Raw genomic sequence first — 25,430 nt, 5'->3', positions numbered from 1 at the left:
AAGAAAGTCTTACTCTTAATAATGATAAATTTATTCCTTAAAACTAGCAAGAGATAAAGTGAAACTTCCATCAGTGAGGGTTTTCCTCTAACCTTTCTATTTTACTACAAAAAAAGATTGAAAATATTCTCCTTTTAATTCAATACTCCATTTCTTTAACGTGTAGATTTAGGATGATTTCATAAAGACGTGAACAAGGAGACGAAATCAAATTCGTCTCCACTGATAGAATAATATTGATATTACCATTAATAGGACTTTCAGTCTGATGTTATCTCTTTCTAGAAAGGTTTTATTTTTCAACTACTGGAAACCAACCAGGTATGTTGATAATTTTATCCCACAATATATCAGGTACTACCAATTTTTCCTGATCATGCTTTGTTAATGTTGTTGCAATGTTTCCTTCCTCACCAGCTTGTACTTTTTGAACCCACTTTGGTTCCACGATTAATTCTCGCCCTAAAGCAATGAGTGGCACGTCTGTAGCCATTGCCTTTTTCACATCGTCTGGAGTATGAAGTGACCCTACACCTATAACAGGAACTCTATTGCCTACTTGTTCATGGATCATCGTTACGCGTGACTTTTTATCCGCCTCATTACGTATGGATCCTTGCCAGAAGTCCTGAACTGAAATATGGAGATAATCCAAATCTTGATCTGCCAATTTATCTACAAATACTAATGTATCATCCATTGTAATGCCTGGCTCCTCCATTTCTTCTGGAGAAATACGATAACCGATAATAAACGGTTCCTTGGCATGTTTGTTAACCGTACTTTTAACTTCATCAATAACGGCAAGTGGGAAGGTCATTCGTTTTTCAAGTGTTCCTCCCCACTTATCGGTACGACGGTTCGAATGGGGTGAAAAGAACTGTTGAATTAAATACGTATTCGCACCATGAATTTCAATTCCATCAAACCCGGCTTCAATGGCTCGCCGTGTGGCATCGCCAAATGCTTGAATGATCGTTTCAATTTCAGCTTCCGTTAATTCCCTAGGCGTGACTAAACCAGGTCGTAATGCTGCTACCGCACTGGCACTTACGGATTGACCATCCTCTAAAAGTTCAGGTGGTGCCATTCTTCCTGCATGGAAAATTTGTAAAATTGCTTTAGCTCCCTCACCTTTAAGTGTATCTGCTAACCGTCTTAGACCTGGGATCATCTCATCCGAATCTGCACTAATTTCATTTGTAAATCCTTTACCATCACGAGTGACATAAGCGACTGCCGTTATGACAGCCCCTATTCCACCCGTGCGTTCCCTATAATAAGCTAGTTCTTCTTCACTAACCATTCCATTTGGTTCAGATGCAAAGTTAGTCATCGGAGCCATCACAATTCGATTTTTCAAGTCGACTCCACGCTTAAAAGAAAACCCTTCAAACAATGATTGATAATTTTCATTCATAGGACGAACCTCCAATTTGTAAGAGTATATTAATTCTAAGGAATACTCGTTCATTATTCAACTATTATGCCTATAGCATACCCTATTATTTTAATGTTCGGTCCCTTGAATTAAGCGGTATATTTTTAAAATTATTTTTTATGTCCGCTAGCTTTTCAAAGACTTGGTTCCGAGCGAGATTGGAAAGAGACTGTTGCATTTCACTTAATTCTGGATATGACACCTTATGGGGATGTGCTGCTTTATTTCGGAGTTTATGAATTTTATCCCATTCCGATAGAAATAATTTTGGGTTTAGTATGCCCATTGTATCCCAATCCTCTTTTTTTAAAGAAAACCTTGCGATATTTTTTGATTTTCCGATCTCAGGTGGGAGCCATTCTCCTCTTCTCTTGCAGTTTAAATCAACAGAATAACCTTGATCACCTACAGGTACAACAGCTTGTACACCTGGTTGAACTTTATTGAAAAATTCTGGTAATTGGATCGAATATTGTTGCCGTACCCAATGAACCAAAGAATAATTAATCTCATTTTCAAACATTTTCGCAAAACAAATGGCACTAGGTGAATAGTCAACCGTTTCATCTTTTCTATGAAGAAATTCTTTCACTTCAAGAGCTGTTTGGTATAAATGAAAAGAATGTGTTTCTAACCAATCCTTTTGAAAGGAAATTCCATTTATTTTCTCTACATGGCTATTTTTATGCAATAACGATAAATAAATAGCAAGTTTAATACTGAGCTCTTCAATACGAGCGAAAAACATATGACTGTCAACATCATCTAACTCAGCTTGTGATAATTTTAATTTTAAATGTTTCAATGTTTCAACCAACTTGATTAATGAATAATTTTGTTGTTGATTTGAAATTTGCAGTGTTCGCCTTTCTCTTCTAAAAAAAGCACTATCTTTATCTTGTTCGATTAAAAAACTTAATAAATCCGATAACGCCCTTGCCATACTTTCAGTCAATTGAGTTGTACCCATTCCTTTACAGAGGTCGAGGTCCGCATCATCTAGCAATTTGTACAAAATGTTTTGTTTGTCATCTAAAGAAAGCTGTTCTTTGTTCTTATAGGCGAACATGTCGTACGAGATACTTGTTAGCCTACTCATTTGTGTTTCTATTTTATCAGGACAAGTCTTATACCAACGATACGACTTTAAACGTGTATCATGAGTGACGACGATCGCTGGTAACATGTCAGGTTGAATATTTAAACTGTTAGCAATCGCAAACGCGGAATAACTCGGATCTATTTCGTCCTGTTCTTCTGACTCATACAATTCAACCATGTCCCGTACATCCGTATAAAAAGGGGTTTTCCCTACTAAACAATGTTTTTTAGGTGAATCCACTAAACCAAAAAATACTAAATGCTCCCCTGAAGAATTATGAAGGCTTCTAAACTGTTTTTCTAAAAGTTCATGGAAGTCTTTATGAAGAACTAGATCATGAATAATAAAAGCAAATACACTGTAGTTCTTTAAAGAATCGATCGCTAATTCCATTGCAATACTTTCTCGATTTCGTTTACTCGGTTCCACGCTGTCAGCTAAATATTTTAACACAGTGTAATTAGAAAGAGGAACGCCCATATTCATAACCCCTTTTACGTCATTTAATTATTTACTTTAATAAATACCTTTAGAATTTATTTACAGTTTACCATAGGTTTGGGGATAATACGGAAGTTGTTGCAGTGGAGAAACGAGTTGGTCTATGAAAATTTGTAACATATGAAAATGTATGTAGGAAGCTGTACTTTATTTCCTTATTATAAGTTTACATAACATTAATATAGTTAATATTCCTCTAGCTTACATAATAAATTTATCGTTTTCTAACTAACAGTTTATGCTTTGATCGTAAATTGAATAATCAACATTATTCAGGGGCATAGTACAGGAAAGTAAGAAATTCATTGGAAAGGATTTTTCCCCATATGAAGCATTTACGTCCGTTACTTATTAAATTTTTGGTTACCGCACTTTTATTGTTCTTCGTTTTAACCTTAGGAATTACGATGCCGATTGGACACGTAATTGTCATCACGACTATTTATACGTTACTTTCTTATTTTTTCATTGATCTACTAGCGTTGCCTCGTATCAATAATATTCTCACATGTCTCATAGATACGACCGTCGCTTTTTTTATTATTTTTATCTACAGTTGGACGCTCTCTACCTTACCGCTATTAGGCATTTCCATTATTTCAGCTATTGGGATCGGTGCAGGTGAATGGTTCTTCCATAAATATTTAGGAATGTATGTGTTCATAGGTGAACTTGAAGATACAGCGGTTACTCCGACACATGCTAACTTACAAACGGAAGCTGCAGAAGAACCAGACGTTCATCAATTGAAAAATAAAGACGACGATAACTAATATACGATAAGGGGTCCGATGCTCCTAGTAGTAAATAAAAAAATAGAAAAAATAAGTTAAAGAAACTAAAGCCTTCTGAAACCGAAGGCTTTAGTTTCTCTGAAGTACAGTTGCTGTAAGTAACCCTTGAACTACAAGTCTCCCCTGTTCATCTGGGGTTATATGGTGAACCCCTTCATCACGCGAAACTTCTGTAAATAATTCAACATCCCTTACAGTAAAAGTCCGTTCAAACGTTATTATATCTCCTACACTTAGTAACATATAAATTTCCCCCTTGAAATTAAATACTTATATTATCATAAATATTTTTGAAAATTAAAACAACTATGTACATAATAACCAACATGCTCAAGGGGGGTTTTTAAACAAGTTAACACTTCAGCCTCCAACTGGGGGAGTAGGATTTCACCTTTTTCAGGAATACTACCTTTAGTTGAAGATAATACAAATAAGCCAACAAGTGTTGGCTCCTTAGTCTAAAAAGTATGAGCTAAATCCTTAGCTCTTGCAATCGCGTTATCTTTTATTTCTTGTGCCTTATCTGGCATTGCAGCATGACCTTCTACAAATAAGCCTTCAAATGAAGGTACTCCATAGAATTGCATGATGATGTTTAAATAACGATGCCCCATTTCCATTTGAGCAGCAGGTCCTTCTGAATAAATTCCACCACGCGCTTGTATATGTAATGCTTTTTTATCAGTCAATAGACCGACTGGACCTTGTTCTGTATATTTAAATGTTTTACCAGCCACAGACACGGCATCAATATAGGCTTTTAATATGGGTGGGAAAGAAAAATTCCATAAAGGTGTGACAAATACATATTTATCAGCTGATATAAACTGCTCACATAGTTCTGAGAGTCTACCTACTTTTACTTGCTCCTCTGATGAAAGTTCTTCAAATCCCTTCCCAGACTGGAGCTTACCCCAACCACTAAAAACATCTACATCAATATACGGAATATTTTCCTTATAAAGGTCAATATTCACAATTTCATCATTTGGATTAGCTTCTTTGTAAGTATCAATAAAAGCCTTTCCTACTGCCATACTATAAGATTGTGTATCATCGTGTGGATGAGCTGTGATGTACAATACTTTTGCCATTTTTAACTTCCTCTCTTCCGGTTATTCTTTATAATCTGTGTCAAATATCAATATATATACCTTATCTCGAATTGATATATTTAATTCAAGATACTGCTTATAAAAAAAAGGATGTGCTATTTTAAAAGCCACCCTTTAGAAATGATTTCATTTAATTGTTCATAAATGGATTTCCACTTAAATTTTTTCGGACTTCATCTGTTAGTACAAATGTTTCATTGTTAGCATCACTTTCTTTATTTTCACTGTTTTGAATACTTCCATCGTAATGTAATGGTTTATTTTCCATGTGTAAATTCACCTCCATCAATAGTATTGTAACCACTATTTTACTAGTTATTTATTACTATCGGAAGACTAATCCGTAAAATACATTTTTTCGAAGTTTAACCAGTAAACCTCTTAATAAATAATATGTAACTTATAACAAACCTACCTTTTTAAGACCATGTAAAATTCCTTCGTCTTCGACGGACTTTGTAATATATTTTGCGACTTCCTTTACTTTTTCTTCTGCATTTCCCATGGCCACACTATTTTTTACAGTCGACAACATTTCCATATCATTTAGCCCATCTCCAAAAGCATACTGACGCTCTTCTGGTAATCCGAGTTTTTGAACAATCTTTTCAATTCCGATTGCTTTTGAACCTCCCTTTGGAAGAACATCAACTGAAACAGGATGCCACCTGACAAAATCAAAGTCATGATACTCCCGTACATAATGCTTTTCTTCTCCCTTTGGGCAAAAGAGTAATGATTGATACAATTCACGCCCTTTATAATAACTAGGATCATGTGAAGGAAAAAGATCTAATTTTAACGTACCAATGCTCTCCATAATATAAGGATGGTCAGGGACATTCGCTTTCATATCTTCATGGTCCATAAAGACAATTGGATGATCATTTTGAAGAGCTGTTTCTGTTAATTTTTCAAGTGATGAAATTTTTAATGGATTTGTATGCAATACTTCGCCATTTAACACGACGTATTGCCCGTTATAACTCACAAATGTATGAATATCTAATTCTTTTCGTAACCCTTCAAACATAAAAGGAGCACGACCTGTTGCAATCGCTACAATATGCCCTTTTTCTTTTAATTGGAAAACGGCTTCTTTTGTAGAAGTTGGTAATTTTTTATCATGATTAAGTAATGTTCCGTCAATATCAAAGAAAATTACGCTTTGTTTTGTCACGATTATTCCTTCTTTCTCGTTGTATTTGAGATGGTATATTTTACATTAAACTGTTCCTCTTTCAATCAAACAAAAAGTTAATTCCTTGTTTGATAAATCACTATCAAGCTGACGAAGTTGACTATTCCCTGATTTTCTACCTATACAATAACCGATTTTTTGATGACCTTTTTTATACAAGTAGTCTAATGCTTCCATAAAAATTTTATAAACAATAACATAAGAACCCTCCTCTTCTGTTAATTGTTACGAGTGTAAAAGATGAAACCCGTTTCATGTCAAGTTGTTGCTATCAACAGTAATAAAAAAGGACCAAGTATATTGGCCCTTAGACTTATTGTTCTCTCTTATGAAGTGTAATACTTAGCTTTTTCCCACCTTTTAAAGATTATTTCGGGTAGATTACGGAAAACAATACCTGTTCGATCCCATTCAAGGAAATCCCTTTTATGCTATTTTCATTATATCCTTTGTCTTTTTTAATGTAACTTGCCAATTAACTAAAAATATCCCCGAAAAAATAAATAGTCCTCCCGCTAATACATTCACATCTAATTGTTCATTTAGTAATAACCAGCCAGAAAGGACACCGAAAAATGGCGCTAAAAATAAAAATGCACTCACTTTTCCTGAGTCTCCTTTTTGTATTAGATAAAACCAGCCAGCAAATTGAATAATTGATGCCATGATGGTAAGCCATAACAAAATAAAAATAGAATTGAATTCTACTATAAAATAAGGTTTTTCAATCAGTAAACTTAAGAAAAATAAAATAATTCCTCCAAAAAACATTTGATAGGCAGTTAATACCCATATGTCAAAGCGAAGCCCCCAGATCTTAATTAAAATTGTTCCGATCGCCCATGAAACTGCAGATAAAATTCCTAACAGAGTTCCAATTTTAAAATCTAAGTTTGCTCCAAGCGTAATATAGACTCCGATAAAACCTAAAAAAACACCCAACCATTGTTGCGGATTATACCTAATTTTCAAAAAGATGGTCCCTAAAGCAACGACTAATAGTGGATTGGTAAATGTTAGTATGGATAATTCTCCAGCGGATATCGTTCTTAACCCGACAAATATACACCCCATTACACCTGCAGTTTGGAATAAGCCTATAACAGCTATTTTCAACCAATCCATTATTTTTTTGGGATGTTCTCTTTTAAAAACCCAAACCATTGCCCCCATTATTATACCAGCCATTGTAAAACGTAATGCGACTAACAAAATAGGTGATGAATAATTTAATCCGATTTTTCCTATTGCAAAAGCAGATCCCATTAATGCCGTTGTTATCAGTACTAAGAAGCAATAACTTATTCGATTCAAACAAAATTCCTCCAATGTTTAGAAAAACATTATTTAATTTAGTTAAACTTAAAAAAAGATCCAATAAACGATCAAACTTACAATAACAACTGGAAATAACAACAAGTACATTTTAAATAGATTTCCTGCACTTTTTTGACTGTTATATTCTTTGTCTTCCGTTTTAGTGACCCTTAATGTTAGTACAATTGCAACAACACTAATAATAAAGGCTAATATCATTGAACCTATCATAGGTAGCCCCCCTTTCACCCTATTAATAAAGGTGTGTATTAAATGCTTACTTTATTTTAATTGATATTTTAGTTAAAGAAGCCATCCACTTGATACGTTATTTAACCAACCACTTTCATTCCCTAATATATAAAAGACCAAGTAAACAATACTCGGCCTTTAACAATAACTAACTACTGCATTGCATCTTTTAAGGCTGCTTGGAACCTTGAAATACCTTCGTCAATCTTATCTAATTCACATCTGCCAAAAGTGAACCGTAAGTATTCTCGTTTAGTACCAAATATACTACCAGGAGCAAACGCTACCCCTCTCTTTAAAGCTTCTTCAATCAATAATTTATCATCAACCAATGTATTAATTTTGCACCACATATGAATTCCACCATTTGGAATGATCATCTCAACTTTATCCCCTACTAATTCATTGAAACTATTTACAAGTAAGTTTTTACGTTGCTCTAACCTACTACGCAAGGTTTGTATATGAATATCGAAGTCACTAAATTCTAAGAAATTCCGTGCTATCCATTGAGGAAATACACTATGTCCAAAGTCAACTTGTTGCTTAACGTCTGCAAGCCTTTGTATGACTGGAGTAGGTCCTATGATCCATCCAATTCGCAAACCTGAAGCAACAATCTTTGTAAGAGAACTAATATACAGTACATTTCCGTTTAAGTCCATTGATTTAAGAGTTGGATTTATCTTTCCACTAAAAGTAGTTAAACTATAAGGGTCGTCTTCTACAACAGGGATGCCAAATTTCGCTGATACTTCAAGAAGGTATTTCCTCCTACTTTGACTTAGAACCGTCCCTGTTGGATTTTGGTAATCTGGATTAACGAAGACCATTCGAATTCGGTGTTTACGATGCAGCTCTACTAAATCCTCTGGATTAATACCCTTTTCGTCTACTGGTAAATGATGAATATGTAATCCTGCTGAATGAAATAAAGGTAGTGAATAGCAGTATGATGGATCTTCAATTGCAATAGAATCTCCAGGTTTAAGTAAACTTTGGACAATAAGATGTAATGCTTGCTGAGCACCTGAAGTGATAAGAATGGATGTTGGAGTTGCGTTAATTTGTTTATATTGTTTTACGTGTAAAGATATTGCACTCCTTAATGCGTCATTTCCTTGTGGATGGTCGTAACCCAAATGCTCCTTAAAGGGAACCGAAGTCATAATGTGTTGTAGCTTTTCGGTTGGAAACAAATCAGAAGATAATTCACCACTAACGAAATTAATAAGGTCATTTTCTTGAGTTTGTTGGCGAAGACGCTGGACAATTGGGAAATTGGGCGGAAATGAACCCTCTTCAACATACTTGTTCCAATTTGGTATCCTTTTATTTAATAATCCCCAAATATCACCACTAACCTTTGTTCCACTACCCTTGATCCTTACCACCAATCCAACTGACTCAAGCTCATCATACGCTGCAACAATTGTACTGCGATTAACTGAAAACCCCTTTGCTAATTCCCTTTCTGAAGGTAACACACTATTTGGTGGATAGTTCCCCAAAGAAATTTCATTTTCAATATATTCTGCGATTTGCTTATATATTGGCTTCCTTTCAGCTCGATTTGGAACCCAGTTCATTGCAATCATTCCTAACCTATTTCAAATATCAACTGATTAAAAAAAAACGAATTCAAAAGAAAACAATTTAATACCTCGATTGAAAATATTGTATTCATTCTAAAACCAGTTAATTTAGTTGTTTCATTATTATGTAAAAAACAAACCTTTAACAGAACTGCTTTGACCCAAAAGGAAAAACACCACTCAAATGTCATTCTTATTTTTTTACTTTTAAATGGGGATTCCATCACCGATTGGTATTAGCAGGGATTCCAATTGAAGGTGATTTGCTACAGTTTCATTGAATTTCTTCATTAATTCAGTATACCGTCTTGGTTTAATCGTCGGATCCGCTACACTACCACCCGCAAGGACATTATCGGAAACTATTAAAGCATCTGCTTCAGCCAGCCTAATGCAATATTCCAAGTAATTTTCATAATTTTCTTTGTCAGCATCAATAAAGAAAAAATCAAATTTCTTTTGATCAAAAACTAATTTTTCAAGGCTTTGCAAAGCCTCTCCTGTCATATAGGATACTTGTTCGCCAAAGCCAGCTTTTGATAGATTGTTTTGTGCTAGCTTAGCATATTTGTCCTCTAATTCCAGGGAAGTTAATTTCCCTTCTTTCCCGAAGCCTCATGCAAGACAAATTCCACTACAACCTCCAAGTGCCCCAATTTCTAGAATATTTTTTGCACCTGAAATGGATATAAGCATGGTGAGAAGCTTTCCAGAGGTTGGCGATACCGATATGGACGGCATTCCGTTATTCGTTATGGAAGAAATCACTTCCTCCAAAAGATCATCTTGACTTTGTTTCCCGTCAATGCTTATTATTGTATTTAATTAATAAGTCAAAACTGATTATCTTTTATTACTTTTCTTAAAGATGACGAAATTTTCTTTTGTTCATCTACAGAAAGACTAGAAACTACTTCAACTTCGCCCTTGTGGAACATTGGATATAAATCCTCCATAATTTTCCTTCCTTTATCTGTTATCGTAACATAGGTAATTCTTCTATCCCTGTTATCAACTTTTCGATAACATAGTTCTTTTCGTTCTAAAGTTTTAGTAATATTACTTACTGTTGCTTTTGTTACTCCAGATAATACTGCTAATTTTTTTGTTTCAATTGAATTACCTATCCATAAATCATAAAGTAGGGAAAATGATGTCCAAGAGAGTCCATACTCAGATAAAACTTCTCGCTCCATTTTATTTCTTAACCCCTGTGCAATTCGATAGATGTTAGTTACAACGGAAATTGCATCCAAGTTAAGTGAATCCATCGGTAATTTAGTTAACAGGTTGATGGTATCTTTCTCTTCAGGGAGTAATTCCCCCTCTTCATTAAAAGAATGAATAACGTCTACCCCCTTTAAATTTTCATAATTGTTAGCTATGAAACGATATTACCAAAAAAACTAAAACGGTGCAACAAACTTTTGATCGGTATATAAATATCTGGTTCTTTTCTTCATTCACTATACTTCCAAGAAGTTAAAAGGAATCCTACTATATTGTAGAACTCATCCATTCGTTGAAGTATAACTCTTACAACACCTTACATATATTCCCATGAATTAAGTACTACTTTATTTTTTACGTCAAACCACTGTGAGATTTTAATGATCCTTAAATATAAATTCACAAAACTGTCACTTATGTAAAAATTTCTAGTTAGCTATACTTCGTTTATGCTCTTAAAAAGAAAGGGTGTTTATATTTGCCTAGTAATAAAAAAGAAGAAATTATTTTTGGACTTTTTATGTGTTTTGGAATGGTCCTTATTATGTCAGTGTACAACATGTCTAAACATTATCGTAGCGCTCCCATCGCAGTTACTTATTGTTGGACCCATTTCACATTGGCTTTTAGTTAAATACATTAAACCTTCAACGCAAAAAACAGCGGAATTAACGGTATAAAAAATAAGCAAGCTATTTTTTTGGTAGCTTGCTTTGCTTGTTTTAGATAGCTTTCAAAAAGTCTTCAACCTTTTTGTAGAAATTTCATCTTAGAATATTAGTATTGCTAACACTAATTGCAAATCGTACCTTTTCGTATAAAGTTAGCAAGATTTTTTATTAAACTTTAGTTAAAGAGTTCTACATCTTACACATTATCTATAAGATTTTATGCATTTTCTACTAATAGTTCTTTTGACATTCCACATGGAATTCGATAGACACAGTTTCTCCCCTTTTGTTTTGCTAAATATAGGGCTTTATCACATGTAACATATAGTACATCAAGTTGTGTTTGTTCATCTGGAACAATTGTAAGGACACCTAAACTGAGCGTGTATGATAGCGTAAACCCTTCGATTTTTGCCTCTTCTATTTCCAGACGAATCGCCTCTGCAAGTCTAGTCGATTCATCCTCTCTAGTCTCTGGGAGTAGAATCGCAAATTCATCTCCGCCGTACCTACCTAATAAATGATTTGAACTAAGGATTCGTGTGATCCGATTACTTAAATCGATCAGTACCTTATCACCTACATCGTGCCCATTCTTATCATTTATCTTTTTAAAATAATCAATATCAAATAAGATTAAAGAAACAGGCTTATTGACTTTAGCACAACGATTTAAACTTTGAGTTGCACGTGAGATAAATGTCCTACGATTAAGAGTGGATGTCAAATCATCGAAGCTTGCCATTCGCACTAGCTCTTCATCTGCTTTTTCCTTTAATAAGAAAATAAATCCAGTATTCCCTAAGAACATAACAAGGAAAAGAGAGAGAAATGAAATAGACTGCATGATACCAGGAGTGAAAAGCCCCATTTCTTGATTAGATAATAAGGCGGCTACTCCTCTTGCGATTAAGGTTAGGATAACAAAGAGATATAGGGATCCCATAAATTTTGATAATAAGGTAGCATTATTCTTTGTAATAAAACAATAAGCGGGAATAATGATGATTATTGCTGTAGCAAAGGAAGCAAATGCGATTCTCAAGCTCTCTACATTATGTATAAGGATAATCAAATGAAAGCCAACTATATTTAAGAACGTCAAATATATATAGTACTTTCTTAACGTGTCATTAAAAACTTGTTGTAACTTTAATAAAGCTATCGTTTCAATAGATACACCTAGGAATAAAAAAGTATTCGCTACAGATATTGTAAAAATATCTGGAATACCACCTCGTAGTGCTAAAAAAAGCCAAGCCATTGCCTGAAAACATTTTGCAATAAAGAAATAATTCAATGTTTGTTCTTTTCTATGATCACGCCAATAAGCGCTGATCAAAATAACAGAGAATATATGTCCGACGACAAGTATGATAAAAATTGTTTTCATATCCAGAAGCATATCCACTATGTACCCCAGTCTCATAAATAATTAATCTCATTCTAGTATAATCAATGTTTCAAAAATTCGATAGAAAATTTTCTCAAAAGTTGTTGGATATTATTTACTCTAGTATTATAGTATCCAACTTGTTAGAGTAGAAACCGTCTACTATTTTAAGAGGATACGTGAATAAATGTGCACCTGTTTTTGGGAGGACTAAATTATGAACAGAAAGATGTTCCTGACTTTATTATTTACCATCTTCATTTTGATCGGTTGTAATTCTCAATCAATTACTTTAACTGAAAAAAGTGAATACGAAGATGTTATACCTAGTTATGTAGAAATAGAAAATTTCTCGGTAGAAATGAACGCGACAGTGGTCACCTCTTCTACTCATGTCGAAGAAGTCTTACTAGAAATTAATAATCTTGGTACTGATAATGTCGGTTTCGGTGAATATTATCAAATTGAAAAGCGTCAAGACGACGGTTGGTATAAGATTCCTTTTTTAGATAACGTCGCCTTTATTGACATCGGCTACTTTATCCATCCAGGAGTTTCTGAAGAAATGAAGATTCTGACGAAGAACTTAGATTATCATTTTCCTACAGGTCAATATCGCATAATTAAAGACTTTTGGACAGATGAAGGCGTCCCATATACTCTTGCATATGAGTTCAATATTACTATGGAATAATGCTATAATCACAAAGGACCCCAATTTAATGAACTGGGGTCCTTTTGTAATGAAAATAGCTATTGAGCAACTGTTTTTACTGCATTTTTGAAAGATGTTTCATTGCCTCTCGTTTGCTAAGCAGTTTTAATGCATGTTGTGATACAAATAATACTACACTCTTTGGGTTTGTTTTCCCATATTCCCGTAATACCCAACCAATTGCCTTTTGAACAAAAAACTCATCACTATTAGTCGTCTTATTAAGCATTTATCACTGGTCATTCATCTTTTTTAGCCTCTTTTGTTTTACAAAGATCTAACACAATTCCTACCCTCTTGTTTAGCCTGGTAAAGAACCTTATCTGCAGCTTCAATAAGCACTTTAGGATTAGCCTTAGCTTTAGGTATTAACGTAGCTGTACCTAAACTGATTGTTAGATAGTTGCTTATCTTTGAGCCCGCATGTGGAATTTGCAATGCTACTATAGACTCTCTAATATTTTCGGATACATGTTTTGCACCTTTTTCATTAGTATCTGGTAAAATTACAGCAAATTCTTCTCCCCCATAACGACAGACAACATCTCCTTGTCGCATTAAAGTATTCTGAATAGCTGAAGCTACTTGCTTTAAGCATTCATCTCCCCTATGATGACCATAAGTATCGTTATACGGTTTAAAGTAATCGATATCCGCCATGATTAGTGTAATGTTACGAGAATGAACTAAGGCACGTTGCCACTCCTTTTTTAACGTCTCATCAAAATAACGTCGGTTCCCTATTCCTGTTAACCCATCTTTATTAGTCAAATCAAGTAGTTTTTCATTGGCTTTTTGCAGTTTTTGCTCCTCGATTTTTCTTTTTGTTATATCACGTGACATCACAAGAATTTGTGGTTCTCCTGGGTCTCTTCCAGGTAAGTATCTGACCGTTGATTCAAACCAAACATACTGACCATCTTTCCGTTGAATTCGGTATGTGGCAACGCCAAAACCTTTCTTCATAACATATTGATGGTTTCGTCCAACTAACGCTTGATCGTCAGGGTGTATAAAGAAATAACCATCTTTTCCTATTAGCTCATGATTATCAAATTGTAAAATTTCTTTAACTGCTAAAGAGATATAAAGGTATTCTCCAGCAGCATTGTGTATCGTAATCATATCACTAGAGTACTCTGTTATCATCTGAAAAAGTTCTTCAATTTCTTGAAGTTTTTTTTCCATCCTTTTTCTTTCCGTAATATTTCGGGAGATAACTATAATTTGTGGTTCATTAGGTTCTCTACCTGGTAAACATCTTAAAGATGATTCAAACCAAATATATTCCCCATCTTTACTACGAATTCGATAAGTAGAAACGACATATTTTTCCTCTAGTAAAATTTGATGATTTTTCATACAAATCTCTTGGTCATCAGGGTGGATAAAAGTATAGCTATCTTTCCCAATTACCTCATCACTTGAATACTGTAATATTTCTTCACCCGCTGGGGAGACATAGAGGTAGGTCCCTTTTGCATCATGTACAGTAATCATATCACTTGAATATGTGGCAATCATTGAATCATTTGAAATAAATCTTCATTTTTACCTAAACTTTCTAACACTTGGTTATCCATCGTAACCCCCCACTTTTCTATATATCCCCTAAAAGATCAAAATAAATTGTTGAATGAGATTGCTTTTTCTCTCTATATGATATTCTTCTTATCAGTCCATATATGACTTTTTAACTATACTAATTATACTATACTCTGACTATATATTTACATTTAACAGTAAAATTTTTAAAAACCTAAACTTTCTCTACGAAAGGGCAAAGTAATAAATTACAAAACTAGCAATAAAGATCGTATCACCTATGGCCTGATATAAACGAACTTTAAAGGATACATTTAACTATTATATGTCCCGCCGAAAAATGATCTTTTTTTCATCTACCTAAACATTAGATTTTTCCATAATACGACGTTAAAATCGAAAGAGCAAAAATCAATCTGATATAATATAATTATTAATATTACTTGGAGGAAATATAATGACATTACCAAATTGCCCAAAATGTAACTCTGAATACACGTACGAAGATGGTAATCTCCTTGTTTGCCCTGAGTGCGCTCATGAGTGGATTTAGAATCTGGCGCTGAAAATATCGAAGAGCAAAAGTTGATAAAAGACGCTAATGGAAATATCTTAAACGATGGTGATAGTGTTACCGTCATAAAAGATCTTAAAGTAAAAGGAACTTCATCTGTCATTAAAATGGGTACAAAAGTAAAAAGTATCTGTTTAGTAGAGGGCGATCATGATATCGATTGCAAAATTGACGGATTTGGGGCGATGAAGTTACCGCTTGTTGTTTCTCCTCGTTAAAGTAAACATGTGGCAATAGATCACCAGTAGTTTGGTAGGAAATGTACCTTCTGCCAATTGAACTACCTAAATTATTATCTTTCATTGGGATAAACTCATAACCACTTAGGTCTAAATTATGCGTTTTAGCAACATCATTTCTTATGTTTTCAGCAAGTATATAAGCCCTGTTATACGCCTCAAAGTAAGTCTTTAATTGCTCGAACTCCTCTTCGTTTAATTCAATAGGTTCATCATTTGTTCCAAAAGGAAAATTATAATCTGCACTATACATCAAGTTGAAAAGGAATAAGCCTACCCCTAACATTACTCCAGAAGAAACAACAAAAGCAATGATCGGTTTCCTTAATAGCAACATTAATTCTCCTTATAACTTAGTTGGTCTTATTTTATCAAACTTATATGCCTCTATTAGTTAAACGTCTAGTTTTATAGAAATTTACAAGCTTTTACAAAAAATATTCCTACATTGATGAGGGTAACATATCGAGTTCTAAAGGGCACCCTATGGCTTAGCCGCAAATCGAGTAGAGGGAAAATAAGTTAACCTATTTTCGCCCCTCTCACAACACCGTACATACGGGTCTCGTATACGGCGTTTCAATTTATATTACAGTGTGTACTTTTAAGTAACGTTCTAAAGCAGAGGGTACTCCCCTTTGTTTTAGTCTTTTGTTTGAGATTGCTTTTTGAACAACTTTCGATAATCCGATATACCGATAACCTTTCCGGCAGAACGTTAATCCTTTCGCTTCTTCTTCAGGTATCCCTAATTGAGTTAGCGACTTGATTTGTTTTTTCGCTACCTTCCATTGTTTCCAGATGATTACCCTTAATCTTGAGCGTAATTTCTTATCTATTCGACTCATTGCTGTTTTCATATTTGCGATTCTAAAGTAATTCACCCATCCGAATATGACTTGTTTCAGTTTCAGTATTCGGTAGTCTAACGGAACACTCCAATTTCGCTTTGTCAATTGTCGAAGCTTCCTTTGAAATTTCTGTACTGAAATTGGATGAGGCCGCACTTGATATCTCTTGTTATTAGGATCATAATAATACCCAAATCCCAAGAATTTTAACTCTTTTGGGCGAGAAACTTTACTCTTTTCGGCATTTACTATCAATCCTAATTTCTCTTCTATAAATCTCACGATTGATTTCATCACTCTGTCAGCGGCTTTTTCGCTTTTCACAAAGATGAGTGCGTCATCAGCGTATCTTATGAATCGTAATCCTCTACTTTCTAATTCCTTATCGAGTTCATTCAACATAATATTACTCAATAATGGACTGAGGTTACCTCCTTGCGGAGTCCCGGTTGGTGTTTCTTCATATTTCCCATTCACCATGACCCCACTAACAAGATATTTTCTTATTAGAGAGATAACGTCTCCATCATCTATTGTGTTGGCAATAATTCGCATGAGTTTATCGTGGTGGACTGTATCGAAGAATCTTTCAAGGTCAATGTCCACTATCCAATCGTGTCCATCATTCAGATATTCCAAGCTTTTTATAATTGCCATCTCACAACTTCTTTTTGGTCTAAAGCCGTAACTGAATTCACTGAACTGCTTTTCGAATATCGGACTAAGTACTTGGTGAATTGCTTGTTGAACTACCCTATCCACTACTGTTGGTATTCCCAATTTGCGCATCTTTCCATTTTCTTTTGGGATCTCCACTCTTAAGGCAGCTTGTGGTTGGTATTTTCTTGTTCTGATGCGCTGGCGCAGTTCATCCTTGTTCTCTTTCAGATATTGTTTTAGTTCGTCGACTGTTACTCCGTCGACCCCACTTGCACCCTTATTTCTATAAACACGCAGGTAAGCTTCGTTCATGTTTTGATTACTTAAAATCTGCTCTAAAAGCTTCACACTCGTTTCTCCTCTCCTCTCACGTAGTAAGTGATAGCTCCATTTTGGCTATCCTTTGAGATACGCTCATTCTTTCACCATTAACACATTCGGAGTTCGTCACTTACACATTCGTGGCGTTGAAACACTATAAATTGTTCAGCCCTTCATGAGATTACTCATTACTATGGCTTCTGCTGACTTCTTGCGGTTAACCTTTTTCGAATGTACATATGTACATTCGCAAGATCTCCCAGGGTAAGACAACTATCTTTCCTCTTTTACTCGCCTGATTTACTCTATAAAGTTACGCACATCTTTTGGACTTTGACTTGTCATGGAGCCTCATCCCTTTATAAAGCCTTGGTATCAGATTTCTGTTCGTCGAGCCAAGATTTTATTCCACGCTTCCTCTAGCCCTTACCTCACGATAAGTACCTTGCGCTTCCTTAGTGGTTGGTCGATGTGTACCCCCACAGTGGACTTTCACCACCTAGATAGTTGCCATGCCTGGCACACAAGAAAAAGAGCTGAAAGTCATTTATTGACTTCAACTCTTTCATCTTTAAGTTATAGAAGAAAACATACTTTCATGAATTACTGGGGTTCGTCATCAGAATGATCTAAGGTTCTTTAGATTTTATGATTGTTCGTCAACAGCACGTTTCGATTGTACAACATAAAATCGATATAAGATAAATGCGACAACAGATAAGAAAATTCCCGAAATATAAGGCAGTCCTATTGCAAACGTAAAGAGGAAACCACCTAATGGCGGGCCTAAAATTCTACCTAGGGAGTCAAAAGAAGATAGCAATCCTGTTGAACTTCCGTAACCAGTTGCTGATTGTTTTGTAATAAGGGAAGATACACTTGGACGAATCAGACCATTTCCAATTCCAAATATGGATAAAAATATGGCAGCTGTAGTAAAGTTGTCAATGAATAATATGAACCCAAAGCCCACTGCAGAAACCGTAATCCCAATTTGGATAACAGTACCTTCACCGTATTTTTTTGTTAACCTTCCAACGAGTCCACCTTGAACAATTGCCCCTGCTAACCCCATTATCATAAATATGTAACCTAATTGAACAGGTCCTAGCCCTGCTCTTTCCGCAGCAAAATACGCAAATGTTGCTTCAAGTCCAGCTAATGATAACGAAACAAACAACTGTAAGTAAAACAAAATTGATCTTGATCCTTTGAGTTCGTTACGTAACGATGTTTTCTTCGAAGCTCGTTCAGCTCTACTTTCAGGGGAAAGAGACTCTTTTAATAGGAAAAACACGAGTAAACTTGTAATGAAAGCGGCAATGGTAGCTACATAAAACGGCATGCTCAAACTGAATTGTGAAAACACTCCTCCAATGGCAGGACCAAAAACGAATCCAAGTCCAACCGCTGCTCCAATAATCCCCATCCCTTTGCCACGATTTTCTTCTGAAGTTATATCGGCTACATACGCCATTATAGTTGGCATATTAGCAGCTGACAGAAACCCACCGATAATTCGGGCCGCAAACAGCATCCATAGCTGGGTGGAAAGTGCCATAAATAAAAATGACATAGCTAATCCTAATATCCCAATGATAATAACAGGCTTTCGACCGATACGATCGGAAATTCTTCCCCACATCGGTGCAAAAATGAGCTGCATGAAGGAATAAGTGGCCATGAGTAAACCTAACTGAGTAGGAGATGCTCCCATTTCTTCAGCGTAAAAAGGCATAACAGGAATAATGATACCGAAGCCAACCATAACAAGAAACATGGTTGCAAATAAAATAGAAAGTTCTTTTTTGAAATTCATAGTGGATATGTTCACTCCAAATTGGCAGATATTTTAACTTAAATTTTTGTTTGATCCATTGCTGAAAAGGTATTAGTAAATAACTGTCGAACGAATATCTATACTTTCTTTTATTCTAGCATAGAAGAACGGACTTTTATATTTCAAATAAACAGATGATTTTCGATTGCACTATAGTATCCCGCTTTACTTTTATCTTAATAATTGACAGTATATGACTCACTTATTATGTATAAGCTGTATTATAGCACAATGTTACTTAATAATTCCTTGTCACTTTATGTTTGTGTGACTGATGAACATCATATTTCATAATCATCATAGACTTTGTCTGAAACTGCAGTTCAAATTTCATATGCTAAAAGAAATTTTGATAGAAAATCTTTCGAATTACTTAACATTTTTATATAAAATACATTATATTACATATGTATTCATTTTATAGAACAGAACTTTATTTACATTTTGATAGGAGTTAAGTTATGAGTATAAATATAGAGGAAATTATAAAATTAGAAAATAAAATTGAATGGTTGCGAAACCAGATGAATACTAATGGTAAACTGAATGGGCTTAACCATTCCGAAACCCTTAAATATAGCCAAGAACTTGATCATTGTTTGAACAAATACCACCAAGTTAGTTCCAATCCAAAGTAACTCGTTAATCTAATATTTAGTGTTTATCCCTATTCCTTTTCCAATATACCATCTAATTTAATCCATTTATCCTCATATTATCCATCATTCTTGCGATCTAATTATAAAAATCCAGTGAGCAACTATTTCTCCCTGGATTTGTTTATTACTTTTGTTCCGTTTTACAGTAAGCATCCACAAAAAACTGAGGGTTAAGCGGTTCTCCAGTTACTTTTTCAATTTTCTTATTCCAATGATATTTTGATCCTGGTTGAAAAAACTGTTCTTTTAAAAATTGACCTACTTTTGTTGTGAAAAACGGTACTGATAACTTAGATTTTATATACTGATGAAGTTGGGCAGAAGTCAGCTCACCTAGTAGATAATTTTGATAATAAACAGGTGCTAATGTAAAGTGGATTTTCGCAGCCCAATCTGGTTGATTACGTCCTTCAGGCGGATTGATCAATTGAATTTCTTTGACTAGCTTCCACCATAAGGCGTTTAAGTCTTGTTGTGGATTTTCATATAGCTCTCTTTCAAAAAATACAAACGTAATAATCCACCTTGCTGAAATGAGCATTTTTAATTGTTCATACTTTTCTAATGCTGGAGCCAATGTTTCTAACTCATCTTCCTCGATTTTTACAAAGGTTGCTAACCATTCTTTGTTGCCCGTCATCTTACCAAACAGCATCGCGATCGCTTCTGTTGTTAAGATGTGAGCAGGTGTTCTTAGAAGTTCAGGTAATTCCAAATCTAAGTATTTAAAATAGGCCGCGTGCCCGAACTCATGCAACATCGTACCCATCCAGTAGGAATTTGGTTGATTGTTACATAAAACACGGGTGTCTCCCCTACGATCCATATCGATACAAAAGGCTGTTGGATTTTTTCCAGGACGGGGATTTAAGTCACTTTTTGCATATAGATCTTCAATTGGAATATCCATTGCAGCAAATGTTTCTGCTGTTAATTTTTCGATATCTGCATTTTTAAAATATCTGTCCAAATTAGTTACTTCTGTTGCAGGTGCCTCTTGGAAAAAAGGATCGACATAATGCCATGGCCTTAATTCCAATTCCGTGATCCCAAACTTTTTAACTAATTGCTGATCTAATTCTTTTTTTAACTTACGATAGGTAGTATCAGATAATTCAATTAGGTTTTCGAAGATTGTAAAAATTTCATCGCGATCCAATTCTTGATTTTCAAACGACATTTCGTGAAAGTTATTATAGCCAACAGCTTTTGCTGCATGATTTCTTTTATGAACAAGGGATAACAGCTTCTCTTCGACCACTTGACCAACTTCTTTTGACGCTTTCCATGCGTTCATACGTTCTTGTTCGTCTAAACTATTCATTAAAATACTGCGGATGTCATTTGCCGATAACTTCTCCCCATTCACTTCTGGCTCGTACGTATTAAACATGTGATTTAACTCTGCAGATAGTTGAGATAACTCCTTCAGACTTTCCTTAGGAAGTTGATTTTCTCTAGCTGTATTTTGTAAACTTTTGAGTTGCCTCTTTTCAAGAGCAGTTAATTTATCTTCCTGCAAATAAGTTTTAATACTTTCAAACAAGTTGGGGTTTGAAAAATACGTTCGAAACTCCGTCTGTGCTTCCCCTACTTTATCTGCCCAGTCTTTTTCTCCTGTCGTTTGTGCCATCCAGGTCGCCTTTGTGATGTTTTTATAAAGTTGGTCCACTTTTGCATTTTGCTCATTTAAAAATTGTTGTAATGACATCTTTTTTCCTCCCATTAGCTATTGCTATTCATCGTTTTTTTTCTAAATTTTTATAATGTAACCATTTTCTCCTCGATACGTTTTATCCGTTTCTTATAATCCCAACTCGTACGAAATAAAAAAATAATAAAAATTGTCCCGATTAATACGATGCATGCACTTCCGTCACTACTTTCTCCTAGTTTCTTCCTCTCTCGGGCACGATGCAGGCGCTTCCATCACAATTTCCTCCTAGTTTCTTCCTCTCTCGGGCACGATGCAGGCGCTTTCGTCACCACTTTCTCCTAGTTTCTTCCTCTCCTGGGCACGATGCAGGCGTTTCCAATATAAAAATATTTGATTGAAACAAAATATCTAATACATTGCATTGAATTCCCCAAACATCTAATATCACCTCAATTTCCTTACGACTACTCTTGTTTAGTTTCTCAAATTTAATTTAAAAACAAATATTCTTTTACACCCTTTCACACTTAGATGATTTCCAATTCAAAAAAAGGAAAAACATTTACTTTTAACTGTGATGATTTCTATTTTATTGACTATTTCTGCAATTTTATTATGGTAATAGGGCATAAGACTATTCGAATTTTTTTATTAAAGAGGTTCCATTGTGACAAGAAAAAACGTTCCTACAAACTAGTAGAAACGCAAATTTCTATTCCTATGTATTACGTTATCCGTAATTCTTTGTTATCATGGAACAAAATTAAATATTCCAAATCCAATTAAACCTAATAACGCCCCAATACTATAAGCAATTCTCTTTTTAAAAATGAGTTGTGCTACTAACCCAGGGAACACTACCCACAAAAGGATTGGAATTAAGATCATCATGATGACAGGTATAAACCCTTCGAAGAACACTTTAAGAATAGCTTCACTATTGATTAAACTATGCAATTTATGTCCCTCCACTAAAGTTAAATGCAGATTTTTCGTACTATTCTATAATTCCATACTTCATAAAAGTGTACTACACTTTTCGTTCGCAAAATATCGACAACAAATGTCGATCTCCTTCTTCCTATTGTATTTCCGTTAGATTTATTTATACATGTTTCTTGTAATTCCAGTTCATACATTTCCTAGTGCCTACTATCTTGTGAGTATATTAAATCCAATTATTTAAGGTAGTCTCGCATCTGAGACTACCCTCTTTAAGTTTACATAACAAAAATATAATACACTTCATTTTACGGTTATTCTGACACTAATTTGCCTGTTCCAGCAATTCAGGTTCAATCGTTTTTTTAGATAAATAATTCGCTAATAATGAGCCTAAAGACAAGTTTATTACCATATTAATAATTGCTGGTAAGGCCGCTATCTCACTAATAAACTCAATTGCTAATATTGCAGCCAATGCGGTATTACACAACCCGACATGAAAGATGATTGCTCTAACATCTCCTTCTGCAACTCGAATCCATTTCAATCGTAAAATAAAATAAGTAATGATCATCGGAAGTACGACTTGTAAAAAAGCTACAACTGTAATCATTGGGATAAGAATTAATTCTGCAGCTATTGTACTACTAGCATCCCCAACAATAGTATGAATGATTAATAATAAAGTAATCGATGAACCTAGTTTCGTATAATTAACCGACTTCGCAACTAATTGTGGCACTTGTCTTTGTAACAACAATCCAATCGTTATTGGTAATATTACGATTAATATAAAAGATTGAAGTAAATTGAAAAAGGAAATCGTTACAGTATCGCCACCAATACCTAGAAGTGCTAATGGTGTGATGAACGGACTTATCATGAGATCCAAAAAAGAAGCCGCGATAACGAGTGATGTATTCCCACCTGCGATAAATGTATATAAGGTTGCAGCGGTCGCATTGGGAACAGTACCTGACAATATAACACCTGCTGCTATTTCTGGACGTGATGCAAAAAAGAGATGAGCTAAAATGACGGAAATAATAACGGTTACCGTCCATTTTAGAACAGTAGCTAACCCTAAAACGCCATATTTAGACTTCATTTTCTTAATCGCTTCAACATTCATTGAAAGTCCAGTAAAGAAAATCACGAACCCAAGCAACAAACTCGGAACCCAACTTGGTACTTGTAAATGAACCGGTAAAAAATATGTAATGAAGGCAATGAGAATAATTAATAATGGCAGATTTCCTGATATAAACGAATTAATGTATCTAATAATCTCCCCACCCTTACTAAAGATACCAAACACCTTTATTATTGAAATGTAACAAAGGTGCCTGGTACTCATTTATCTTGCTTTAAAAAAATACGCGCGTTCTTTAATTTCATCTAATTCGACAGGCGTATCAATTTGAACGTCGTTTCCATTCAAACGGCCCGTTACTTTAAGGCCTTGGTCTAAATGAACAAGTATAACATAATATGGAGCTTGATCGGCAAATTGTTTTGGAGCCGCATGAATTTTCGTGTATGAGTAAATCTTTCCTTTACCATCGATTTCTGTTAACTCCAATTCATCTGAGTAACAGTTCGTACAATGATATTTACTCGTGTATAGAATTGAATCACACTGTTTACATTTCTTTACTGGAAGCTTCATTAGTTACACCCCTTTTTTGCTAAAAATGTGAACGAGAGAATATGCTCCTGTCCCACCTAAGTTTTGCGCTAAACCGATCTTTGCGCCTTCTACTTGGTTACACGCTCTACCATTAAGCTGGTCAACGATTTGGACAATTTGTGCGATCCCTGTTGCTCCAATCGGATGCCCTTTGGACAATAAGCCCCCACTTGTATTTACAGGAACTTTTCCACCATGCTGGGTTAATCCTTGTTCAAGTGCTTCCCAGCCTTTTCCTTTGTCAAAAAAGCCTAGCTCTTCAATCGCAATAATTTCGGTCATCGTAAAACAATCATGTAATTCAACAACATCAATATCCTCTGGTCCAAGTCCTGCTCCTTCATATGCTCGTTTAGCCGCTTGATTCGTCGCCGAGATATGTAAAAGCTGATCAACTTCCTGCATGAGTGGTGTACCTGATGCCTGACCCGATGATAAAATTTGAACCCCATCGTCTCCTCTTTGTATGACAACCGCTGCTGCTCCGTCTGAAATCGGTGAGCAATCAAAAAGTCCAAGAGGATCTGTGATCGGTTTTGCATTCATTATTTCTTCGAGCGATGTTTCTTTTTTAAATTGAGCAATCGGGTTGTTGATGGCATAGTTGCGGTTTTTTAACGCAACCATCGCAAGGTGCTTTCTTTCCATTCCATATTCGTACATATATCGGTGAGCTAAAACACCAAAGAACCCTGGAAACGTCAAACCTGAAGCACCTTCATTCGATTCACTATCCATCGCAAAGTTAATGGCTCTGGTCACCGTTTCCGTATCCAATCCCGTCATTTTCTCAACACCAGCCACTAAAACCGTATCGTATTCTCCTGCTTTAACAAGCTGATAGGCTTGACGAAACGCAATCCCTCCTGATGCACATGCTCCTTCTGTTTTTACGGCTGGAATACTCCCTAGACCTAGCTCATTTGTGATGATTGATCCCAAAATTTCTTGACTAGCCAGCGGACCAGATGAAAAATTTCCGACGAACACCGCATCAATTTTCGGCTTCCCTGCTTCTACTATCGCTTCTCGACACGCCTTAACGACCATCGACTTGATCGTTTCGTCACTTTTTCCAAACTTGGTAATCCCTCTTCCGATTACAGATACTGTTGACATCGC

The 25,430-nt window shown here is 35.1% G+C and carries 25 protein-coding genes and 3 pseudogenes; 5 read left to right on the top strand and 23 right to left on the bottom strand.

Features of this window, described 5'->3' with window-relative positions:
* Positions 1–292: 292 nt before the first annotated feature.
* Positions 293–1,420, bottom strand: coding sequence for an NADH-dependent flavin oxidoreductase (locus BK574_RS02360; RefSeq protein WP_078427336.1), 1,128 nt, complete (start codon positions 1,418–1,420; stop codon positions 293–295).
* Between the two features lie 85 nt (positions 1,421–1,505).
* Positions 1,506–3,023, bottom strand: coding sequence for a hypothetical protein (locus BK574_RS02355; RefSeq protein WP_078427335.1), 1,518 nt, complete (start codon positions 3,021–3,023; stop codon positions 1,506–1,508).
* A 347-nt stretch (positions 3,024–3,370) separates the two neighbouring features.
* Between BK574_RS02355 and BK574_RS02350 the strand changes: the two genes are divergently transcribed.
* Complete coding sequence (locus BK574_RS02350; RefSeq protein WP_078427334.1) at positions 3,371–3,817, top strand: DUF2512 family protein; 447 nt, start codon at positions 3,371–3,373, stop codon at positions 3,815–3,817.
* A 105-nt stretch (positions 3,818–3,922) separates the two neighbouring features.
* Here BK574_RS02350 and BK574_RS26825 read toward each other — a convergent pair.
* The 10 genes and pseudogenes from BK574_RS26825 to BK574_RS02315 form a co-directional block, all read right to left on the bottom strand.
* Positions 3,923–4,081, bottom strand: a pseudogene (locus tag BK574_RS26825) (hotdog family protein); the annotation flags it as partial.
* A 215-nt stretch (positions 4,082–4,296) separates the two neighbouring features.
* Positions 4,297–4,932: an FMN-dependent NADH-azoreductase gene (locus BK574_RS02345; protein ID WP_078427333.1), complete on the bottom strand. Its 636-nt coding sequence runs from the start codon at positions 4,930–4,932 to the stop codon at positions 4,297–4,299.
* Positions 4,933–5,083: 151 nt separating this feature from the next.
* The gene (locus BK574_RS27820; RefSeq protein WP_169917333.1) at positions 5,084–5,221 is read right to left on the bottom strand and encodes a hypothetical protein; all 138 of its coding nucleotides are present in this window, start codon (positions 5,219–5,221) and stop codon (positions 5,084–5,086) included.
* A gap of 132 nt (positions 5,222–5,353) precedes the next feature.
* Positions 5,354–6,133: a Cof-type HAD-IIB family hydrolase gene (locus BK574_RS02340; protein WP_078427332.1), complete on the bottom strand. Its 780-nt coding sequence runs from the start codon at positions 6,131–6,133 to the stop codon at positions 5,354–5,356.
* A gap of 45 nt (positions 6,134–6,178) precedes the next feature.
* Positions 6,179–6,331 (bottom strand): hypothetical protein, encoded by a 153-nt coding sequence (locus BK574_RS29105; RefSeq protein WP_158211501.1) that lies wholly within the window; start codon positions 6,329–6,331, stop codon positions 6,179–6,181.
* 249 nt (positions 6,332–6,580) lie between these two features.
* Positions 6,581–7,468: a DMT family transporter gene (locus tag BK574_RS02335; protein WP_078427331.1), complete on the bottom strand. Its 888-nt coding sequence runs from the start codon at positions 7,466–7,468 to the stop codon at positions 6,581–6,583.
* A gap of 48 nt (positions 7,469–7,516) precedes the next feature.
* The gene (locus tag BK574_RS02330) at positions 7,517–7,702 is read right to left on the bottom strand and encodes a hypothetical protein (protein WP_078427330.1); all 186 of its coding nucleotides are present in this window, start codon (positions 7,700–7,702) and stop codon (positions 7,517–7,519) included.
* A 173-nt stretch (positions 7,703–7,875) separates the two neighbouring features.
* On the bottom strand, positions 7,876–9,312 hold the full coding sequence (pdxR, locus tag BK574_RS02325; protein ID WP_078427329.1) for a MocR-like pyridoxine biosynthesis transcription factor PdxR: 1,437 nt from the start codon (positions 9,310–9,312) through the stop codon (positions 7,876–7,878).
* A gap of 199 nt (positions 9,313–9,511) precedes the next feature.
* A pseudogene (locus tag BK574_RS02320) lies at positions 9,512–10,059 on the bottom strand (O-methyltransferase).
* Between the two features lie 92 nt (positions 10,060–10,151).
* On the bottom strand, positions 10,152–10,589 hold the full coding sequence (locus tag BK574_RS02315; protein ID WP_078427328.1) for a MarR family winged helix-turn-helix transcriptional regulator: 438 nt from the start codon (positions 10,587–10,589) through the stop codon (positions 10,152–10,154).
* 479 nt (positions 10,590–11,068) lie between these two features.
* Between BK574_RS02315 and BK574_RS29355 the strand changes: the two genes are divergently transcribed.
* Positions 11,069–11,182, top strand: coding sequence for a hypothetical protein (locus BK574_RS29355; RefSeq protein ID WP_476559212.1), 114 nt, complete (start codon positions 11,069–11,071; stop codon positions 11,180–11,182).
* Positions 11,183–11,436: 254 nt separating this feature from the next.
* Here the strand turns inward: BK574_RS29355 and BK574_RS02310 are convergent, their stop codons facing one another.
* Positions 11,437–12,612: a GGDEF domain-containing protein gene (locus tag BK574_RS02310; RefSeq protein ID WP_158211500.1), complete on the bottom strand. Its 1,176-nt coding sequence runs from the start codon at positions 12,610–12,612 to the stop codon at positions 11,437–11,439.
* A 217-nt stretch (positions 12,613–12,829) separates the two neighbouring features.
* Here BK574_RS02310 and BK574_RS02305 point away from each other — a divergent pair, with 217 nt between their 5' ends.
* A complete protein-coding gene (locus tag BK574_RS02305) occupies positions 12,830–13,306 on the top strand; it encodes an immunoglobulin-like domain-containing protein (protein WP_078427326.1) in 477 nt (158 codons plus the stop codon).
* Positions 13,307–13,382: 76 nt separating this feature from the next.
* Here BK574_RS02305 and BK574_RS02300 read toward each other — a convergent pair whose 3' ends face one another.
* Complete coding sequence (locus tag BK574_RS02300) at positions 13,383–13,556, bottom strand: DNA alkylation repair protein (RefSeq protein ID WP_238457921.1); 174 nt, start codon at positions 13,554–13,556, stop codon at positions 13,383–13,385.
* A 38-nt stretch (positions 13,557–13,594) separates the two neighbouring features.
* Entirely contained in the window at positions 13,595–14,851 is a 1,257-nt protein-coding gene (locus BK574_RS02295) for a sensor domain-containing diguanylate cyclase (RefSeq protein WP_078427325.1), read from the bottom strand.
* 475 nt (positions 14,852–15,326) lie between these two features.
* Here BK574_RS02295 and BK574_RS02290 point away from each other — a divergent pair.
* Positions 15,327–15,664 (top strand): annotated as a pseudogene (locus BK574_RS02290) (zinc ribbon domain-containing protein YjdM).
* Here BK574_RS02290 and BK574_RS28035 read toward each other — a convergent pair.
* From BK574_RS28035 to BK574_RS02280, 3 genes are all read right to left on the bottom strand, one after another.
* Positions 15,549–16,019, bottom strand: a complete 471-nt coding sequence (locus BK574_RS28035; RefSeq protein ID WP_218970643.1) for a hypothetical protein — start codon at positions 16,017–16,019, stop codon at positions 15,549–15,551. The pseudogene BK574_RS02290 and the gene BK574_RS28035 overlap by 116 nt on opposite strands.
* A gap of 250 nt (positions 16,020–16,269) precedes the next feature.
* Positions 16,270–17,544: a group II intron reverse transcriptase/maturase gene (gene ltrA / locus BK574_RS02285; protein WP_078427324.1), complete on the bottom strand. Its 1,275-nt coding sequence runs from the start codon at positions 17,542–17,544 to the stop codon at positions 16,270–16,272.
* A gap of 619 nt (positions 17,545–18,163) precedes the next feature.
* Positions 18,164–19,336, bottom strand: coding sequence for an MFS transporter (locus tag BK574_RS02280; RefSeq protein ID WP_078427323.1), 1,173 nt, complete (start codon positions 19,334–19,336; stop codon positions 18,164–18,166).
* Positions 19,337–19,818: 482 nt separating this feature from the next.
* Between BK574_RS02280 and BK574_RS28665 the strand changes: the two genes are divergently transcribed.
* A complete protein-coding gene (locus BK574_RS28665; RefSeq protein WP_078427322.1) occupies positions 19,819–19,995 on the top strand; it encodes an aspartyl-phosphate phosphatase Spo0E family protein in 177 nt (58 codons plus the stop codon).
* A 145-nt stretch (positions 19,996–20,140) separates the two neighbouring features.
* On the opposite strand, the gene BK574_RS02270 is transcribed toward BK574_RS28665, so the two are convergent.
* The 5 genes from BK574_RS02270 to BK574_RS02250 form a co-directional block, all read right to left on the bottom strand.
* Positions 20,141–21,727 (bottom strand): M2 family metallopeptidase, encoded by a 1,587-nt coding sequence (locus tag BK574_RS02270; protein ID WP_078427321.1) that lies wholly within the window; start codon positions 21,725–21,727, stop codon positions 20,141–20,143.
* A gap of 696 nt (positions 21,728–22,423) precedes the next feature.
* Complete coding sequence (locus tag BK574_RS02265) at positions 22,424–22,630, bottom strand: hypothetical protein (RefSeq protein WP_078427320.1); 207 nt, start codon at positions 22,628–22,630, stop codon at positions 22,424–22,426.
* Positions 22,631–22,940: 310 nt separating this feature from the next.
* Positions 22,941–23,975, bottom strand: coding sequence for a bile acid:sodium symporter family protein (locus tag BK574_RS02260; protein ID WP_142247867.1), 1,035 nt, complete (start codon positions 23,973–23,975; stop codon positions 22,941–22,943).
* Positions 23,976–24,287, bottom strand: coding sequence for a Zn-ribbon domain-containing OB-fold protein (locus BK574_RS02255; protein ID WP_078427319.1), 312 nt, complete (start codon positions 24,285–24,287; stop codon positions 23,976–23,978).
* A 3-nt stretch (positions 24,288–24,290) separates the two neighbouring features.
* The gene (locus tag BK574_RS02250; RefSeq protein ID WP_078427318.1) at positions 24,291–25,427 is read right to left on the bottom strand and encodes a thiolase domain-containing protein; all 1,137 of its coding nucleotides are present in this window, start codon (positions 25,425–25,427) and stop codon (positions 24,291–24,293) included.
* Positions 25,428–25,430 lie beyond the last annotated feature (3 nt).

The organism is Alkalihalobacterium alkalinitrilicum (assembly GCF_002019605.1).
Lineage (GTDB): Bacteria > Bacillota > Bacilli > Bacillales > Bacillaceae_F > Alkalihalobacterium > Alkalihalobacterium alkalinitrilicum.
The sequence above is the reverse complement of the archived record's forward strand: the minus strand, read 5'-3'. Positions and strand labels throughout refer to the sequence as shown.

What these genes read in the sequence shown, in the direction of transcription:
- BK574_RS02300 (WP_238457921.1), bottom strand. Translation starts at nt 13,556, where the DNA reads ATGCTTAATAAGACGACTAATAGTGATGAGTTTTTTGTTCAAAAGGCA.
- BK574_RS27820 (WP_169917333.1), bottom strand. Translation starts at nt 5,221, where the DNA reads ATGGAAAATAAACCATTACATTACGATGGAAGTATTCAAAACAGTGAA.
- BK574_RS02260 (WP_142247867.1), bottom strand. Translation starts at nt 23,975, where the DNA reads ATGAGTACCAGGCACCTTTGTTACATTTCAATAATAAAGGTGTTTGGT.
- BK574_RS02355 (WP_078427335.1), bottom strand. Translation starts at nt 3,023, where the DNA reads ATGGGCGTTCCTCTTTCTAATTACACTGTGTTAAAATATTTAGCTGAC.
- BK574_RS02305 (WP_078427326.1), top strand. Translation starts at nt 12,830, where the DNA reads ATGAACAGAAAGATGTTCCTGACTTTATTATTTACCATCTTCATTTTG.
- BK574_RS02270 (WP_078427321.1), bottom strand. Translation starts at nt 21,727, where the DNA reads ATGTCATTACAACAATTTTTAAATGAGCAAAATGCAAAAGTGGACCAA.
- BK574_RS02330 (WP_078427330.1), bottom strand. Translation starts at nt 7,702, where the DNA reads ATGATAGGTTCAATGATATTAGCCTTTATTATTAGTGTTGTTGCAATT.
- BK574_RS02310 (WP_158211500.1), bottom strand. Translation starts at nt 12,612, where the DNA reads ATGAAAACAATTTTTATCATACTTGTCGTCGGACATATATTCTCTGTT.
- BK574_RS02350 (WP_078427334.1), top strand. Translation starts at nt 3,371, where the DNA reads ATGAAGCATTTACGTCCGTTACTTATTAAATTTTTGGTTACCGCACTT.
- BK574_RS29355 (WP_476559212.1), top strand. Translation starts at nt 11,069, where the DNA reads ATGTGTTTTGGAATGGTCCTTATTATGTCAGTGTACAACATGTCTAAA.
- pdxR (WP_078427329.1), bottom strand. Translation starts at nt 9,312, where the DNA reads ATGAACTGGGTTCCAAATCGAGCTGAAAGGAAGCCAATATATAAGCAA.
- BK574_RS02360 (WP_078427336.1), bottom strand. Translation starts at nt 1,420, where the DNA reads ATGAATGAAAATTATCAATCATTGTTTGAAGGGTTTTCTTTTAAGCGT.
- BK574_RS02315 (WP_078427328.1), bottom strand. Translation starts at nt 10,589, where the DNA reads ATGGATTCACTTAACTTGGATGCAATTTCCGTTGTAACTAACATCTAT.
- BK574_RS02255 (WP_078427319.1), bottom strand. Translation starts at nt 24,287, where the DNA reads ATGAAGCTTCCAGTAAAGAAATGTAAACAGTGTGATTCAATTCTATAC.
- BK574_RS02250 (WP_078427318.1), bottom strand. Translation starts at nt 25,427, where the DNA reads ATGTCAACAGTATCTGTAATCGGAAGAGGGATTACCAAGTTTGGAAAA.
- BK574_RS02345 (WP_078427333.1), bottom strand. Translation starts at nt 4,932, where the DNA reads ATGGCAAAAGTATTGTACATCACAGCTCATCCACACGATGATACACAA.
- BK574_RS28665 (WP_078427322.1), top strand. Translation starts at nt 19,819, where the DNA reads ATGAGTATAAATATAGAGGAAATTATAAAATTAGAAAATAAAATTGAA.
- BK574_RS29105 (WP_158211501.1), bottom strand. Translation starts at nt 6,331, where the DNA reads ATGGAAGCATTAGACTACTTGTATAAAAAAGGTCATCAAAAAATCGGT.
- BK574_RS02280 (WP_078427323.1), bottom strand. Translation starts at nt 19,336, where the DNA reads ATGAATTTCAAAAAAGAACTTTCTATTTTATTTGCAACCATGTTTCTT.
- BK574_RS02295 (WP_078427325.1), bottom strand. Translation starts at nt 14,851, where the DNA reads ATGATTGCCACATATTCAAGTGATATGATTACTGTACATGATGCAAAA.